The organism is Halomonas sp. V046 (genome assembly GCF_052645355.1).
In genome coordinates this window covers 180,540-196,459 of sequence record NZ_JBQXYF010000008.1, presented here as the reverse complement: position 1 = coordinate 196,459, position 15,920 = coordinate 180,540, and the positions used below count along the sequence as shown (strand labels likewise).

Below are 15,920 nucleotides of genomic sequence, written 5' to 3'. Positions count from 1 at the left end.
GGTCAGTCCTTCTTCGGTGTTTCCATCCGTCTAAGCTGTTGCCACAGCTCCTTGCGCAGGTCACCGAGGCGCGGGCGCTGGTCGGGGCGGAAGGCCAGTGGCCGGGTCAGGCGCTGGGTGCGCAGGCCGAGCCTTGCGCCCAGTAGCCCGACGCCAAGCCCTTGGGCTGCGCGGGTCGACATTCGCCCGGCCAGGTCCAGCGACAGCATCTGCATGCTGGCGTCGGCGGCAAGCTCGGTGGCGCCGGCGAAGGCCATTTGATAGAGCACGCTTCTGAGCAGGCGCAGCCGGGCGCTGTAGCCAAGCTCCAGGCCGTACAGGCGACACAGGCGGTCGATCATGGCCAGATGGCGCCACGCCACCAGGCCCATGTCGACCAGGGTCAGCGGGCTGACGGCAACCATCACCGCGGTTTCTCCGCTCATGCGTGAGATCAGCCGCCGGGCTTCCCTGTCGCGGGGTGCCAACAGGTGATGATCGACCAGGGCGGCGAGGTCCTGGCCATCGTGGTGGGGCTCGCGGGCGGTCTCGAAGGCCTGCCAGTGGGGGTGGTCGTCATGCAGCTTGAGCTGGCGCTTGAGGCGCCCGACCAGGGCCATGGCGTCCTTGGGCGAGCGCTGTGGCAGCTCGGCCAAGTCCTGGCGCAGCACATCGTGACGCTTGAGACGCTTGAGTCGGGTTAGCTCTCGCGTTAGCGCCAGGCCGCCAAGCCCAATGGCGCCAAGCCCCAATAGCTGCCAACCGGTGGCAATAAGATCACCGCCAGCAAGCGTCGCCGGTACCCCGGTGGCAAGCTCTGCGGTGCCGAGCCCAAGACACCCGGCGAGTATGGCAAGCACGCCCCAGCGGCGCTTGCGCGGTCGCGACAGGATGCGGTCGAGATCGGGGTTTTCGGCCGAGGGCTCCGGGGCGGCCGGTGTCAGGGCTCGGCTTTCCTGGTCCTCGGCGAAGTGCACCCGGGGCCTCGGGTCTGCCTGGGCGATATCGTCGTCGGCGAAGCGCACGCCGGGGCGCGGGTCGTCGCCGGAAGAAGCGGGTGTCATCTGAGCTTGTCTCCAATCAGCCAGTCGAGGGCGGCGTCCATGCGGATATGAGGCAGGGCGCCGGGCGTGGCCGGCAAGGGGCGATAGGCGCCGAAGTCGAAGCCCTGGCGTGCCCAGAAGCTGGCGTCGGGCAGGTGCGTCGGGACTTCGCCGGGGAAGCTCAGCAGCGGCTCGCCGGTCAAGCTGGTGCCCTTGAGGGCCGGTGTGGTGCGGCCCTGATGGTTCACCTCACGGGCTTCGGTCGCCCGAATGGCCGCCAGTGAGAACGCCTTGACCGGAATATTGGCGTACTTGAGGTTCTTCAAGGGCTCGGCCAACAGGGCCTCGAGCAGCGATACCAGGCGCGTGTGCTGTTCCGGGGTGACATGGTCGGCCTTGGTGGCGGCGATGGCCAGTCGGTCGATGCGTGGGGTGAACAGCCGCGAGAACAGGCTGCGGCTGCCGTAGTTGAAGCTCTGCATCAGCCGGGTGAGCGCCTGGGAAAGATCCTCGAAGCGCTCGGGGCCGGCGTTGAGCGCGCCGAGCACATCGACCAGCACGATCTGACGATCGAAGCGGCGAAAGTGTTGACGATAGAAGGGCCGCACGATGTGGCTCTGGTAGTAGCCGAAGCGCTTGGCGAGCGTCGCGTAGACGCTGGTGTCGGGCAGTGCCGATAGCGTCTCCGGTGTCCAGTCGTTGAGCCCCGTCAGCGGAAAGAACTGCAACACCGGTGCGCCATCGAGCTCGCCGGGCAGCAGGAACCGGCCCGGCTGCAGATTCGAGAAGCCGGCTTCTCGGGCCGCTCTGAGGCCCTTGGCATAGTGTTCACTGATGGCGGCAAGGCGTGCCTCGTCGGCATCGTCGTCCGGGGCGAGGGTGGCCATCTCGGCGCGCCAGTCGGCGAGCATGTCGCGACGGCTGAGCCCTACGTCGTCGATCTGGGCGCGGCTCCAGCTGAGGAAGTCGTGCTCGAGCAGGGGCAGGTCCAGCAGCCATTCGCCGGGGTAATCGAACAGGTCGAGGGTCAACTCCGCGGTGTCCGGTCGCAGCCAGCCCTGGCTGCCGGGGCGGTAGCGGATCTTCAGGCGCAGTTCGCTGATGCCCTTGGTGGGCTTTGGCCAACTCGGCGGCGATTCTGCGAGGGCTGCCCGGGCCTGATCGAAGGGAAAGCGCGGCACGCCAAGATCCTGCTGCGCCACCCGCTGGGCGCCGAGCAGGCGCCCCTCGCGACTGGCGCCAAGCAGGTCCAGACGTGCCTCGAGCCCTGCGTGGCGCAGCTGATCCACCAATGAGGTCAGAAAGGCCGTCTTGCCGGCGCGGGACAACCCGGTGACCGCCAGGCGTAGCTGGCGGTCGCGTCCGCGTTCTATCAGGTCGATCAGGTCTCGGGTCAGGTCCTGGGGCATGCACGCATCCGCTGGCGAAGGTCAGCCCCTAATCTGCGGGTCGGCGCGGCGGAAAACAAGGGACCGAGTGGCCAACCAGACTAGCGGAAGGGCACTAAAGGGCACCAGCCAGGCATTCAGGTTCGCCCAGCCGACGAGGTTGACCAGAGGGCCGGCGACGAGCGCCGTGAGGGCGACGACGGAGAACACCAGAAACTCGTTGGTGGCCTGGGTCTTGGCCTTCTCCGCTGGGCGGTAGCACTCGGTGACGAGCCCCGTCGCGGGCAGAAAGGTGAAGTTCCAACCGACGCCGAGCAGCACCAGGGCGATGTTGAAGCCTGTCAGTCCCGGTATCCAGCGCGCCGTCAGGGCGCTGGCAATTAACAGCACGCAACCGATGGCGATCATGCGCTGGGCGCCGAGCCACGCGGTCAGGCGCCCGGTGACGAAGGACGGGGCGAACATCGCCAGCACATGCCACTGAATCGTCATCGAGACATGGTTAAAGCCATGGCCTGCGTGGGCCATGGCCAGCGGCGTCGCGGTCATCGCCAGGTTCATGACGCCGAAGCCGACCATGGCCGCGAGCACCGCGAGGATGAAGTTGGGCTGCGCCACGATGGCCGCGAGTGGCCGAGCGTCGCCGGCCTGGGTGTCCACCGGATCCGCCGGCAGGCGGGTCACGCTCAGTACCGCAAGGGCGATCAGGTACAGGGCACCGAGGCCGATAAAGCTGCCAAGGAACGGGGTCGTGGCGATGTCCTGGCTATGACGGGCAAGCCAAGGGCCGAAGAACGCCGCCAGCACGCCTCCGCCCATGACCAGGCCGATGGCGCGGTCCTTGGCCGCGGCCGGTGCGGCCTCGACGGCGGCGAACCGATAGAGTTGTCCGAAGCCGATGCCGACGCCGATCGCCGTGGTGGCAAGCGCAAACAGCCAGAAGCGGCCGCCGGCCAACGCCAGCACGGCAAGGGCGGTGCCGGCCAGGCCGACCAGGTTACCGAGCACGAAGCCCCGGCGTCGCCCCAGTCGGGCCATGATCAGCGAGGCGGGAATGGTCGCCAGCATCAGCCCGAGCCACTGAGTGGCCACCGGCAGTGTGGACAGCCAGGCATTGGGTGCCAAGCGCTCACCCAGCAGCGGCGATACGCTGATCAGCAGGATATTGCCGCTCACCAGCAACGCCTGGCACAGCGACAGCAGGGTAACGCTCAAGGGTAGAAAGGGAGACTTGGCGGATGTCATGCGGGATTCCTGTCGTGGGCCGGAGAGGGTGAGCCATTGGTTGCACGCTGTGGCGCCGCGGCGGGGCCGAAGCGTGCGTGGTAAATCGAGGGTGAGACGCCATAGTGGCGATGGAACAGGCGGCGCAGCTGCTCGGGGCCGCCGAGTTGCCAGCGGCTTGCCAGACGCGCCAGCGAGACCTGCCCTGCGGCTAGCTCTTGGCGCGCCGCGTCGAGCCGTAGCCGAGTGAGATACTCTCCCGGGGACTGGCCGAGCTGTTGCCGGAACAGGCGCGACAGGTGTCGGGGCGTCACCGCCAGGCGTTCGGCCATGGAGGCGAGATCGTGCGCCGCCCCGGGGTTGGCGAGCAGTTCATCGATCAGCGGGCGCAGGCGTCCGCCGGCCTGGGCCTGGTGGGCCAGGGGGCCGCTGAACTGAGATTGGCCGCCCGGGCGGTGCAGGAACATCACCAACTCGCGGGCCACTCGCGCGGCCAACGACGATCCATGGTCGGCCTCGACCAGCGACAGGGCCAGATCGATGCCGGCGGTAACGCCGGCGCTGGTGTAGCGTCCGTCGTCCTCGACGTAGAGCGCGTCGGGGTCCACGTCGATGAACGGGTAATGGCTGCGTAGCGTGTCGCAGTGGCGCCAGTGGGTGGTGGCGCGACGACCATCGAGCAGGCCGGCCTCGGCCAGCAGGAAAGCACCGCTACAGATCGCACCAAGACGCCTGACGGACGGCGCCAGGCGGCGTAGCCGGTCGAGCGAGGCGGCGCGCCGGGTCTCGGCGAAGACGCCGCTGCCGCCGACCACCAAGAGGGTATCCGGCGGGCCCAGCTCGGCAAGACCGGCATCGTCGAGGTCCGCGACCACGGACAGGCCGCCGTTGGTCGGCAGGGCGCCTCGGGCGTCGGCCAGCAGGTTGAGCCGATACAACGGCTGCGCGCTGAGATCGTTGGCGCTGGCGAAGACCTGCCAGGGACCGCTGACGTCGAGCAGCTGGCAGCCCGGATAGGCCACCAGAACGACATGGCGGCAGGGGCTGCCGGCGCCGGCCGCCGTGGGATCGGGTGGGGCATGGTAGGCGGGAAAGCGAGACATGACAGGCCCTTGAGCAACGACAGGAGCCTTGAGTGTGGCGCGAGGCAGAGATGTCCGCAATGACCTATATCCCACCGATATGGACATGGGGCGCGCCCGTCATGCCCTCGGCCTGGCTACCTGGCCCGCGCCAACGACGGCGTCGCAGCGGCGAAGAACGCCCCGAGGGCGAGTCGAACCGCCTCGGTGTCCTCGGTGCTGGGCGAGGGAGAGGAAGAAGGTGAGGGCACGTAGCTGAATTGCACGCTGTGAATGCCCAGCGTCGATAGGGCATGGGTGAGATACGGCGTGAGAAAATCGGGTTGCCTTGCATTGTCTCCAGTGCACTGCGCTCCTGCGCGGGTTACCACCAGGGTCGGGCGGTCCTTTAGGGTGCCAACCTTGCCGTGTGGTGTGGCGATGAAGCTGCGGTCTTTGCGCAGTACGTAGTCGATCCACAGTTTGAGTGCCGCAGGAACGGTAAAGTTGTGCATGGGAGTTGCGATCACCAGGATATCGCTCTGCTCCAACTCCTGGATTAGTGTCTCAGAGCAGGAAAACTCACCGGCGTCTGGCGGTGCCGATGTGCAGACGGCTTGCGCGTAGCCTGCCGAGAGCGGCGGCAGCGGTGCACGGGCGAGATCACGCGTCAGTGACGAGAAGCCGTGGTGGCGCGACACGACGTCATCGACGGCGTGCTGCGCCAGTCGCGTGCCGAGAGAGTCAACGGAGTGTGGGCTGCAGGACAGCAGGAGGATGCGGCTCATGGGTATCGTCTTCTGAGGTAGATGGGGGCCAGGCCACGCTTCGTGCCCCCCTGTCCAACAGGAATCGCACGTTGGCGTTGTGGCGGGTGGCACTTGGTCACCACGGCGGCAAAGGATCGCGCTACGTGGTGGCGTACGGAAAGGGGCCAACCAGTGCCGAGAGTTGGCCCGTTGTATCGATGTATCGTCACGTGTGGCGTCGGATGAGCTCCTCAAGGTGTTGGCAGCTGCTGTGAAGGACCGCCTCCGACAGGTTGGTCACGCCCAGGAGCAGCCCGCTTCTGGCCTCGTCGCTATCGGCATACCAGGAAGACAACGGCGCCAGGCCCAGCGTTTCGCCCGCCTCGGCGATTCGAATATCGTCGGTGCCGTCCGGCAGCGTCAGCGGCAACGACAGTCCGGCCATGCTAGTGGGCGACAGCCGTGGGCCCAGCGTGTGAAGCAAGCCGTCGCGCCGCTGCGCATAGAGTCGTTTCATGCGCCGGATATGGCGAAGGTAGTGACCATCACGCATGAAGGCCGCCACCGCCAACTGGGTCGCAAGCGATGAGGCCGGCGATAGCGCCGCAGCGACGTCGCCGGCGAGGCAGGCCAGCGCCGATGGCACGACCATGAAGCCGAGCCGCAGGGTGGGGCTGATGGTCTTGCTGAAGGTCCCGACATGGATGACGCGTCCGTCGACGTCCAGAGAGGCCAACGCCGGCGCCGCCTTCCCCCCGAGCTTGAGTTCACTGAGGTAGTCATCTTCGATGATCCAGGCCCCTGACGCGGCTGCCCATTCGAGTAGTTCGCGGCGTCTGGTCGGCGAAAGCGGCATGCCAAGCGGTGCCTGCTGGCCGGCCGTGACAATGGCCAGAGACGCGTTGGGGGCCCGTGCTCGTCCTTCGGCGACATCGATCCCTTGGCTGTCGACGGGGATGGGGACCGGCGTATAGCCAGCTAGCGCTATTGCCCGGCGCGTCAGCGGGTAGCCAGGGTTCTCCACCCACACCTGTCGGGTGCCAAGCCCAAGCGTGTGCAGGGCAAGGCCGAGTGCACCGGCGTAGCCCGTGGTGATGATGACCTGGTCGGGGGAGCACTGCAGGCCACGGGCCACCGGCAGATACGCCGCAATTTCCTTGCGCAGGACCACGTCCCCTCGAGGGTCGAGGTAGCGCGTGGGCTCCATGGCGGCCTGGCGTGAATGGCGAACGACGGTGCGAGACCACACCTGGTACGGAAACATGTCCGTGGCCGGAACACCGATCTGAAAGGGCTTTGGCGGGGTGTCGAAGTCACGATAGAGCTCCGGCAGGGGCAGTCGCGTAGCGACGTTGTCAAGGCCGGACTGAACCGCGGGTAGCGGGCTTGCAACGAAGGTTCCCGCGGCGCCACGAGCGACGATCAACTGCTCGTCGGCCAGGCGTTCATAGGCGGCCTTTACCGTGCCTCTGGCAACGCCCAGTTGGATGGCGAGGTCACGCCAGGAAGGGAGGCGTGCGCCGCCATAGAGATGACCCGCGCGGATCGCGCTGGCAATGCTGTCGTGTATCTGCTCGGTGAGCGGACGTCGATGGCAACGATCAAGGTCAATGTGAAGAGGATTCATGCGTCATGGTATAGCGATAACGAACATTCTTGGTACTTTTTTCGGCACTGTGCGGCGCCCAAACTAGGCCCGATTTCGTCATTCTTCATTCACCAATGCCGCCGTGCAGGGCAATAAGGGACACCATGATGGCAATGCGAACACCTAGGATTGGGTATGGGCTGTTGCTGGCGCTGATGGTCAGCAGTCTTGGCACCATCTCTGTGGCAGACGCCGCCGGTGAGACACAGAGTCAACCGCCGGCAATCGAAGACTACGATCTGGATGCCGAAGGTGAACGCCGCGCCAAGAGTGCCGGCGAGTCTCTGGTAGGACAACCAGGCCCCGATGTCACGGTCACAACGCTGGATGGCGAGCAGATCGCGCTGTCTGAGCTGTACGGTGACAAGCCCGTGTACCTGAAATTCTGGGCGACCTGGTGCGTGCCCTGTCGTCAGCAGATGCCCGGGTTCCAGACAATATATGAAACGTACGGCGATGATATCCAAGTCATCGCGGTCAACACCGGTTTCAGCGATACCGCCGAAGCCGCGCGCAAGTATCGTGAAGAGATCGGCCTTGGCATGCCTATCACGGTCGATGATGGCACCCTCGCCGACGCCTTCAATCTGCGGGTTACCCCGCAGCATGTGCTCATCGATCGTAGCGGGCATATCGCCTATGTCGGACACCTGGATGATCAGGAGTTCGAGGATGCCCTTCGCCAGGTCGTGCAGGGTGACGCTGGCGATAGTGATACCGACGGTGTCGGTACCGCGGGCGTGGCGGCGCTGGACATTGGCGATAGCGTCGATGGGCTCACGCTTGGCACGCTGTCAGGCGACGTTGTCACCTTGTCCGCCGCTGACAGCGACAAGCCCCGTGCCGTCGTGTTCTTTGCCCCGTGGTGTGAGTGGTATCTGGAGCAGAGCCAGCCGCAAACCTCCCAGGCGTGCGGCCGCGTACGTGAAACCGTCGAGGCGTTAGCCAAGCAAGGTAACGTCGACTGGATCGGGGTTTCGTCCGGACTTTGGACGTCGCAGCAGGACCTTGAGGATTATCGCGAATCCAGTGATATCCGCATCCCCCTTGCCCTCGACGCCAGCGGAGACGTCTATCGCTTATTCGGCGTGCAACAGATTCCCACCGTCGTGCTGATCGATGGCAGTGGACGGGTGGCCGAGAGGCTCGGCCCCGAGGATACGGCGTTGGCCGACGCCATACAGCGTGTCGTTACCCCATGACATCACCCTGTCGCTAGACCGATTGTCGATACCGATATCCACTCGATGGAGACGCCCATCCATGATGGGCGTGCGACTCATGCCGATCACTATAGTTCGCTGTTTTGTCACGGTGCGTCTGCTGGCGTTGGTCGCTGTCGTAGGTGTGCTGACCCTGATGCCGATAAGAGACGTGGTGGCGCAAACCTCTCTTGTGGGGTCGGGCGATGTGATGATCCAAACGTCACTCGTGGCCGAGAGTACTCGCCCGGCCGCGGGAGAACAGACGACGATTGCCATCGTCATGCAGCCTCAGAATGGTTGGCACGGCTACTGGAAACAGCCAGGAAGCGTAGGGCTTTCGCCACAGTTTTCCTGGCAACTGCCAGAGGGCATGACGCCAGAAGAGCCACGTTACCCGGTCCCCGAGACCCTGCTCATCGGCGGCTTGATGAACCATGTCTATGAGCACCCTTACGCCATTTTAGTACCACTGAATGTGCCGGATACTCTGGATGAGGGGACGACGATTCCCGTTCGTGTCGATCTTCAATACCTGGCCTGCCGCGAGGATGCCTGCATCCCTGAACGGGCGACACTATCGACGGAACTGTCCGTCGGCGATGGCGCAATATCGCCCCAGCACCAAGCCGATTTCAACCGCTGGCGCCAAGCGTTACCGCGACCGCTGGGCGCGCGAGCGACCTACTCCCTCGCGGGCGATCGCCTGCGTATTTCTCTTCCCTTGCCGGCCGGCGTCGAGCTCGACCAACCTCATCTCTTTGTCGCCAGTGAGGGGGCGGTTGATCCGGCCGCCAAGCAGGACTTCAGGCGCCGGGGGGATGAGCTGATCGTCGAGACGACGGCGGGCGAGACATCGCCCGAGCCTCTTGAGGCGGTCGTGACGCTTGCCGGGGGAACGGGGTTGGCCTTTCAGGCGGATCCTGGCCCCGTCCCTTTGCAGGGCAGCGCTGAGGGTGTCGCCGGTGGGCCACCGGGAAGCGGCGATGAGGCTGGCGCGAAGGCGGGCGAGAGGGCGGTTCTTGGTGTGATGCTGACGGCCCTGCTCGGGGCGATAGCCGGTGGGGTCTTGCTGAATATCATGCCCTGTGTCTTTCCCATTCTTAGCCTCAAGGTGCTGAGTCTGGCGAGGCTGTCCGGTGGCCCTCGTGAGGCGAGGCGAGAAGCCCTAGCCTACAGTGCAGGAGTCGTCGGGGTGTGCGTGCTGCTCGGAGCAGGGATTCTTGCCTTGCGTGCGGCTGGCACCCAGGTGGGCTGGGCCTTCCAGTTGCAGGATCCGCGCGTCATCGTCGGGCTGACGCTGCTGATCACGGCAATTGCCTTCAATCTGGCGGGACTTTTCGAGCTCGGTGGATTCAATGGCGGTGCTCGGCTAGCCGAGAAAGGCGGCGCCGGCGGGGCGTTCTGGACCGGTGTGCTGGCGGCCTTCGTCGCGACACCCTGCTCGGGGCCGTTCATGGCGACCGCACTGGGAGCGGCAATATTGCTGCCGGCCCCAGCGGCGCTGACGGTCTTCGCGGGGCTGGGGGTTGGCATCGCTCTGCCGTTTCTGATCATCGGTTACTTTCCCGCACTCCGTCGCAAGCTGCCGCGTCCTGGTCCCTGGATGCAGAGCGTTCGGCGGTGTCTGGCCATTCCGATGTTGATCACCGCACTGGCGCTGTTCTGGGTATTGGGACAGCAGCTTTCCAGTGACGGCGTGGTGGCGACCCTGGGCCTGGTCATGCTGCTGGTGCTCGGGCTATGGCTGACTGGACTGCGCCAGCGTAATGGAAATCGCTGGGCCTGGGGGCCGTCAGCGGTAGCGGCCGTGATGGCGTTGAGCGCGGGGTGGCTCGTCCCGGCGGCGTTCTCTGCACCCTCGGGGAGCGCCGACGAGACCCTGCAGCGGGTGGCGTTCGACGAGAGCCGCCTTGAGGCACTGCGCCAGCAGAGTACGCCGTTGCTGCTGTACTTCACGGCAGACTGGTGTGTCACCTGCAAGATCAACGAGACGAATGCCATCGATCGCCAGGCGACGCGTGAGGCCTTTCGGCAGGCCGGCGTGACGACCATGGTGGGAGATTGGACCAATGGCGACCCTGCTATGACGGCCTTCCTCAATCGGCATGATCGAACGGGGGTGCCACTCTATCTGTGGTACGCCCCCGGGGCCGAAAACCCCAGGGTGCTGCCGCAATTGCTTACACCGATGCTACTCGCTGACTTGGCGGCGCAATGACATGCGTGGGCCAATGCCGCCTGTCGTGTTCTCGTGAAGGAGTTCGTAATGAAGAAACTACCATCGATGGCGCTGTCACTGGTCGCTCTTATCGCCGCTGCACCGCCTTGCCTGGCGCATGAGAGCGTCGCGGATGCGTCGGAAGAGGCGTCGAGGGAGACGGTCAAAGAGGAATTTCGCTATGCCATCCCGACGATGCCGGGGAAAGTTGTCACCAGCCTCTCGGTCGAGTACCCGCCGGGGGCGTCGACACCGCCCCATCGGCATGGTGACGCCTTCGTCATCGGCTATGTGCTGGAAGGCTCGATCCGGAGCCAGGTAGACGGCGAGATGACGGTCTATGGCGTCGGTGAAAGCTGGACCGAGCGTCCCGGCGCCTCCCACGAGGTGAGCGAGAACGCCAGTGACACGCAGCCTGCCAAGATGTTGGCCATCTTCGTCTCGGACGCAGAACAGCAGGCACTCGTGGAAATGCCCGAATAGGGGCGGCGAGGCCATCACGCCCGGCCTAGGCCGGGCGTGATGGTGGCGAGTCGACGGTCGGCCTTGCGCGGCTGAGCTTAGCCGGCGAAGGCCAGGTAGATCGCGATGACCAGCACGATCAGCACGATGCCCGACGGCACGGCGCCTTTCCACGGCGTCAGGTCCACGGCGCCAGCGTCTTCCTGCACCCAGTCGTCGGCGCGCGGGCGCAGCTTGCCGATCACCAGCATGATGCCCACCAGCAGCACGAAGACCAATGCCACGAAGTGGAAGTTGCTGATGGCGTCGGGAATCTTGTTGAACGGCGGAATGAAGTAGCCGGCGAAGATGGCCAGACAGCCACCGACCAGGGCGACCTTGGCGGCCATGGGCGGCACCCGCTTGGTGGTGAGGCCGACCACGACCACGGCGAGAATCGGGATGAAGTAGATGGCGTTCATCGCCTGCAGGTAGCCGAACAGGCTTTCCTGGCCGGCCAGCAGAGGTGCGATGGTCATGGCGGAAACGGCCATGATCCAGCCGAACACCTGACTCGAGCGCACCACCTCGGCTTCCGTTGCGTCCTTCTTCAGCACGCCCTTGTACAGCCCAAGGCTGAACAGGGTGGTGGTGGAATTCAGCGCCGAGTTGAACGACGACAGAATGGCACCGACCATCACCGCGGCGAAGAAGCCGGTCAGCGGTGCCGGCAGCACATTGAAGACCAGGTGGCCGTAGGCGGCGTCGGCCTTGATGCCCTGATCGGCATAGAGGTGGTAGGCGATGATGCCGGGCAGCACCAGATAGAGCGGGCCCAACAGCTTGAAGAAGCCGGTCAGCAACACGCCTTTCTGGCCTTCGGCCAGGGTCTTGGCGGCGAAGGTACGCTGAATGATCTGCTGGTTGGTGGTCCAGTAGAAGACGTTGATCAAGAATACCCCGGTGAACAGGGTGAAGAAGGGCACCTGCTGGTCGGCGCCGCCGATGGAGTTCATCTTCTCGGGGTTCGACGCCTTCAAGATGTCCCAGCCGGCCATGACGCCGCCACTGTCGCTGACGGCCTGCAGGCCAAAGTAGACGATCACGAAGCCGCCGATCAGCAGGCCGACCCCGTTCAGGGTATCGGAGACGGCGACGGTACGCAGACCGCCGAATAGCGCGTAGACGGAGCCGATGATGCCGACGATCCAGACGGTCAGCCACAGCAGGGTGGTGCTGGATTCGATACCGGTCAGTCCGGAAAGATCGAGCATGCCCTGCAGGCCGATGGCGCCGGAGTAAAGAATGATCGGCAACAGGATGATGGCGTAGGCGATCAGGAAGATCACGTTACAGATCAGTTGGGTGCCCTTGTCGAAACGAATCTCGAGCAGCTGTGGCAGCGTCGCGATGCCACTCCTGAGAAAGCGCGGCAGGAAGAACAGGGCGAGAGCGACCAGGGCGATGACGGCGACCACCTCCCAGGCCATGACGCTCAGGCCATCGGTGAAGGCCGAGCCGTTGAGGCCGACCATCTGCTCCGTCGATAGATTGGTCATCAACAACGAGCCCGCGATCAGCGGAAAGGTCAGGCTACGCCCAGCGAGGAAGAAGCCGCTGGTGCTGGAGTGATCATCGCGGCGCGTGATGCGCCAGGTGATGAAGGCGACCAACCCGGTAAAGAACAGGAAGGACGCGAAGGTGAGTAGGGGCATGGTGTCTTCCTTGCAGTCTCAGGTACCGGGATCGGCTCGGGGGCCACGAGGCTTCTGTCAGCGTAGGTGCTGCTGGGGACGTCGGGCCACGCCCGCGTCCACGCAACCGCCACTCCGGCAGCGTCGCCGTGAGCAAGAAGTATCGAAACTTACGTACCCGGCGCCGGACTAGCGCATCTTAATGGATTAAGTTGATGGGCGAATTTGTTTTAAAACGACATCAAGGCGAGTTTAGGGACTTGAATGGGGGATGCCATACGCCTTTTGTCGTAGCCGCTAGGCCGGCGGTAGTGACGACATCGGCACAGGTTCGATCACTCCCAGGAGTTGCAGCAACGTCGGTGTTGCCGCGATGATGAACCCTAGCAGGGCCAGGCTGCGCCCGATCCAGCGTCGCTGGGGGCGTCGCGCCAGGCCGAGCCCGGCCAGACAGACGGCGAGACCGGCCAGGTGAAAGATCACCGATACGGATTGCAGCACTTCGAACGAGGTCATGGAAGATCCTTGGCCAAGGCGCGGGGCCGAACTGGCGTGCCCCGGTTACCCGGATCGCCGTGGGACGGCGACATTTGATGCGGAGGATGCCACGCCCATGCCCAGCATGCGACCCGAGAACGTCATCGACTTCTGGTTCACCCAACTGACGCCGCATCAGTGGTTCGTCAAGGACGCCGCGCTCGATGGTGCCATCGCCGACCAATTCGGTCCGACGCTTGAGGCCGCCGCCGCCGGAGAGCTGTGGCACTGGCGGACTTCGGCGCGCGGGCGTCTCGCCGAGGTGCTGGTGTTGGATCAGTTTCCGCGCAACATTCATCGGGATAGTGCAGCGGCCTTTGCCCACGATAGCCAAGCCTTGATCCTGGCCCAGGAGGCCGTGGCTCAAGGGGCCGACCGGATACTCGACGTGCCGTGGCGAGCGTTCTTGTACATGCCCTATATGCACAGTGAGTCCCTGGTGGTGCACGAGGAAGCGCTGAGGCTGTTCGATCAGCCAGGCCTCGAGGAGAACCTGCGATTCGAGCATCGCCACCGAGAGATTCTGCTGAAGTTTGGTCGCTATCCGCATCGCAACGCCTTGCTTGGCAGGACGTCGAGTGAGGACGAGCAAGCGTTTCTGTCGCGGCCGGGGTCTTCCTTCTGAGCGCTTTTAGCCTCATTGTGTGTATCAGGAGGTGCCGATACTAGGACCTCGGGTCTCCGGGCCGTCTCACGGGACGGACGGAGCTCATGGCAAACCGTAGACATAAGGAGCGTCTCATGAGTTTCATTGCCTGGTTAATCATCGGTGGCCTGGCGGGCTGGATCGCCGGCAACATCATGCGCGGCGGCGGCTTCGGCGTGTTGGGCAATATCGGCGTCGGCATCGTCGGTTCGGTGATCGGTGGCTTCTTGTTCAGCTTGCTTGGCCTGGCTTCCGGCGGCTTCATCGGGTCGCTGGTCACGGCGGTCGTCGGAGCGGTGGTGCTGCTCTGGATCATCGCCAAGGTGCGCAAGGCCTGACCGGCCTCGGCCGCAGCGGATAGCGCTGAGGGTTTAGCGCTGCACTAGAACGCCAGACGCCCGATGCCACGCATCGGGCGTCTGGCGTTTTGGTCTGGGGGGCGGGTCAGGCACCGGCGCGACGCGTGTCGCAGGCGGTCGCTCAGCCGCCGGTGCGGGTGGGATCGGGCAGCAATGGAAAGCGCGGCGGGTGGGCCTTGAGGTAAGCATGGCTCGCTCGTAGCACCCGGATATCATCGAACTTGCCACCGGCAATCTGAAAGCCCACCGGGAGTCCATTGTCGGTGAATCCGCAGGGCACCGAGGCGGCGGGTTGCTGGCTCAAGTTGAACGGATAGGAGAAGGGGGCCCACTCTTCCCAATCGCGCATATCGCTGCCTGGTGGCACCTGATGATTGGCTTCGAACGGCTCGATCGGAACCGATGGTGTCATCAACAGGTGATAGTGCTGATTGAAGCGTTCGAGGTGCATGGTCAGTTTGGCGCGCGCGGACTGGGCGCGAAACAGGTCGATGGCATGCCAGTCCTCGGCGCGCATGGCGTTTTCGTAGAGCCCCGGGTCGAGCCTGGCGCGGTCGGCTTCGGACAGTTGTGACACCATCTCGAGCGAGGCGGTGAACCACAGGCGCTGAAAGATCCACAGCGGTGAGGTGATCTCGGGGTCGATCTCGATCACCTCTGCGCCAAGATCCGCCAGCCGGTCGGCGGCTTCGCGGACCCGAGTCGCGACCTGGGGATCCACGTCGGCAAAGCCAAGGGTCGGTGAGAAGGCGATACGCAGCCCCTCGACGCCCTGGTCCAGGTCCTGGCCCCAGTCCTCGGGTTGGCCGCGGGTGGCGTAGGGATCGATGTAGTCATAGCGACCGATCACATTGAGCATGGCCACGGCATCTTCAACGCTGCGGGTGATCGGGCCAATATGGGACAGTGTCGGTTCCTCGGCAGGGGGCCACTGGGGCGTCCAGCCGAAGGTCGGCTTGAAGCCGAAGACACCGCAGAACGCGGCGGGGATGCGGATCGACCCGCCGGAATCGCCGCCCTGGTGGAGCACACCCATGTTCAGTGCCGCCGCCGCCGCCGCCCCGCCTGATGAGCCGCCGGTGGTCAGCCGGGTGTCCCAGGGGTTGCGCGAGGCGCCGACGACCAGGTTGTCGGTGACCGCCTTCCAGCCGTCTTCCGGCGTGTTGGTCTTGCCGAGCAAGATGGCACCGGCTTCGCGCAGTCGTTGGGCCGGCGGCGCATCGGTGGTGCACGGCTTGGTGGAGCTCAGTAGAGAGCCATGGGAGGTGGGCATGCCGGCGACGTCGGTCAGATCCTTCAGCGAGACGGGTATGCCATCGAGGGGGCCGAGCGGCTTACCCTGTCCCCAACGCCGGGCGGACGCCTTGGCGGCGTCTTCGGCGCCACCGGCATCGACGTAGGTGTAGGCGTTGACCGCATCGTTGTAGTGCTCGATTCGCTCGAGGGCCGCCCGGGTAGCGTCCAGGGGGCTTACATCGCCCTTGCGGTAGCATTGACTCAGGGCGGACACGCCCATCTGTCCCAGTTCGCTGTCGCTCATGACGTCCTCGCACATCCCGCGTGAGTGATGGCACCACCCTAGCGCGAATCGGCACGGTTCGGCCAGGAGGGCTCGCCGGGTTGCGGCGCGTCACGCCGGGTGCCGTTGGCGTGAGGCGTCACGGTCACTCGGTGTTGCCGCGGAGGTGGTGACGTCAGGCGCGACGAACCAAAAAAGCGCCACCGAAA

14 protein-coding genes are annotated in these 15,920 nt (G+C 65.0%); 5 read left to right on the top strand and 9 right to left on the bottom strand.

Translation table 11 applies throughout. From position 1 onward, the window contains the following. Positions 1–2 precede the first annotated feature (2 nt). The 6 genes from ACUN9Y_RS12820 to pdxR all read right to left on the bottom strand — a co-directional run bounded on the left by ACUN9Y_RS12820 (position 3) and on the right by pdxR (position 7,071). Entirely contained in the window at positions 3–1,043 is a 1,041-nt protein-coding gene (locus tag ACUN9Y_RS12820) for a YcjF family protein (protein ID WP_445461102.1), read from the bottom strand. After that, on the bottom strand, positions 1,040–2,431 hold the full coding sequence (locus tag ACUN9Y_RS12815; RefSeq protein WP_445461101.1) for a YcjX family protein: 1,392 nt from the start codon (positions 2,429–2,431) through the stop codon (positions 1,040–1,042). Before ACUN9Y_RS12815 ends, ACUN9Y_RS12820 begins: the two co-directional genes overlap by 4 nt. Before the next feature lie 21 nt (positions 2,432–2,452). Then, complete coding sequence (locus ACUN9Y_RS12810) at positions 2,453–3,655, bottom strand: MFS transporter (RefSeq protein ID WP_445461100.1); 1,203 nt, start codon at positions 3,653–3,655, stop codon at positions 2,453–2,455. Then, complete coding sequence (locus tag ACUN9Y_RS12805; RefSeq protein ID WP_445461099.1) at positions 3,652–4,737, bottom strand: GlxA family transcriptional regulator; 1,086 nt, start codon at positions 4,735–4,737, stop codon at positions 3,652–3,654. Before ACUN9Y_RS12805 ends, ACUN9Y_RS12810 begins: the two co-directional genes overlap by 4 nt. A gap of 116 nt (positions 4,738–4,853) precedes the next feature. Then, positions 4,854–5,483 carry an FMN-dependent NADH-azoreductase gene (locus tag ACUN9Y_RS12800; protein ID WP_445461098.1) on the bottom strand — a complete coding sequence of 210 codons (630 nt, stop codon included), beginning with the start codon at positions 5,481–5,483 and terminating at the stop codon, positions 4,854–4,856. A 187-nt stretch (positions 5,484–5,670) separates the two neighbouring features. Continuing rightward, positions 5,671–7,071, bottom strand: a complete 1,401-nt coding sequence (gene pdxR / locus ACUN9Y_RS12795) for a MocR-like pyridoxine biosynthesis transcription factor PdxR (RefSeq protein ID WP_445461097.1) — start codon at positions 7,069–7,071, stop codon at positions 5,671–5,673. Between the two features lie 125 nt (positions 7,072–7,196). On the opposite strand from pdxR, the gene ACUN9Y_RS12790 reads away from it, so the two are divergent. From ACUN9Y_RS12790 to ACUN9Y_RS12780, 3 genes are all read left to right on the top strand, one after another. Next, a complete protein-coding gene (locus tag ACUN9Y_RS12790) occupies positions 7,197–8,294 on the top strand; it encodes a TlpA family protein disulfide reductase (protein WP_445461096.1) in 1,098 nt (365 codons plus the stop codon). Positions 8,295–8,373: 79 nt separating this feature from the next. Then, positions 8,374–10,515 (top strand): protein-disulfide reductase DsbD family protein, encoded by a 2,142-nt coding sequence (locus ACUN9Y_RS12785; protein ID WP_445461095.1) that lies wholly within the window; start codon positions 8,374–8,376, stop codon positions 10,513–10,515. Between the two features lie 48 nt (positions 10,516–10,563). Beyond that, a complete protein-coding gene (locus ACUN9Y_RS12780) occupies positions 10,564–10,998 on the top strand; it encodes a cupin domain-containing protein (RefSeq protein WP_445461094.1) in 435 nt (144 codons plus the stop codon). 77 nt (positions 10,999–11,075) lie between these two features. Here ACUN9Y_RS12780 and ACUN9Y_RS12775 read toward each other — a convergent pair whose 3' ends face one another. Together ACUN9Y_RS12775 and ACUN9Y_RS12770 are read right to left on the bottom strand one after the other, a co-directional pair. Continuing rightward, positions 11,076–12,671 (bottom strand): solute:sodium symporter family transporter, encoded by a 1,596-nt coding sequence (locus ACUN9Y_RS12775; RefSeq protein WP_445461093.1) that lies wholly within the window; start codon positions 12,669–12,671, stop codon positions 11,076–11,078. Positions 12,672–12,947: 276 nt separating this feature from the next. Then, complete coding sequence (locus tag ACUN9Y_RS12770; RefSeq protein ID WP_445461092.1) at positions 12,948–13,166, bottom strand: hypothetical protein; 219 nt, start codon at positions 13,164–13,166, stop codon at positions 12,948–12,950. Positions 13,167–13,263: 97 nt separating this feature from the next. Between ACUN9Y_RS12770 and ACUN9Y_RS12765 the strand changes: the two genes are divergently transcribed. Both ACUN9Y_RS12765 and ACUN9Y_RS12760 read left to right on the top strand, forming a co-directional pair. Beyond that, the gene (locus tag ACUN9Y_RS12765) at positions 13,264–13,812 is read left to right on the top strand and encodes a DUF924 family protein (RefSeq protein ID WP_445461091.1); all 549 of its coding nucleotides are present in this window, start codon (positions 13,264–13,266) and stop codon (positions 13,810–13,812) included. A 116-nt stretch (positions 13,813–13,928) separates the two neighbouring features. Next, positions 13,929–14,171, top strand: coding sequence for a GlsB/YeaQ/YmgE family stress response membrane protein (locus tag ACUN9Y_RS12760; RefSeq protein WP_445461090.1), 243 nt, complete (start codon positions 13,929–13,931; stop codon positions 14,169–14,171). Between the two features lie 142 nt (positions 14,172–14,313). Here the strand turns inward: ACUN9Y_RS12760 and ACUN9Y_RS12755 are convergent, their stop codons facing one another. Beyond that, positions 14,314–15,732 (bottom strand): amidase, encoded by a 1,419-nt coding sequence (locus ACUN9Y_RS12755; RefSeq protein WP_445461089.1) that lies wholly within the window; start codon positions 15,730–15,732, stop codon positions 14,314–14,316. Positions 15,733–15,920 lie beyond the last annotated feature (188 nt).